Below are 523 nucleotides of genomic sequence, written 5' to 3'. Positions count from 1 at the left end.
AAATGAATACCAAGTCTCTGAGTGAACATACGTAATTCATTACGAAGTTTAATTCACGAGCATCAAACTTAAATTGAAGAGTTTGATCATGGCTCAGATTGAACGCTGGCGGCAGGCCTAACACATGCAAGTCGAGCGGTAGCACAGAGAGCTTGCTCTCGGGTGACGAGCGGCGGACGGGTGAGTAATGTCTGGGAAACTGCCTGATGGAGGGGGATAACTACTGGAAACGGTAGCTAATACCGCATAACGTCGCAAGACCAAAGTGGGGGACCTTCGGGCCTCATGCCATCAGATGTGCCCAGATGGGATTAGCTAGTAGGTGGGGTAATGGCTCACCTAGGCGACGATCCCTAGCTGGTCTGAGAGGATGACCAGCCACACTGGAACTGAGACACGGTCCAGACTCCTACGGGAGGCAGCAGTGGGGAATATTGCACAATGGGCGCAAGCCTGATGCAGCCATGCCGCGTGTATGAAGAAGGCCTTCGGGTTGTAAAGTACTTTCAGCGAGGAGGAAGGC

1 rRNA gene is annotated in these 523 nt (G+C 52.4%); it reads left to right on the top strand.

What is annotated here, in order from left to right:
- Positions 1-70: 70 nt before the first annotated feature.
- Positions 71-523: ribosomal RNA gene (locus PGR79_RS23815) — 16S ribosomal RNA — on the top strand; the annotation flags it as partial.

It is taken from the genome of Klebsiella sp. 141161 (assembly GCF_050600815.1).
Classification (GTDB): domain Bacteria; phylum Pseudomonadota; class Gammaproteobacteria; order Enterobacterales; family Enterobacteriaceae; genus Klebsiella; species Klebsiella aerogenes.
This window is presented reverse-complemented; position numbering and strand designations above follow the sequence as displayed.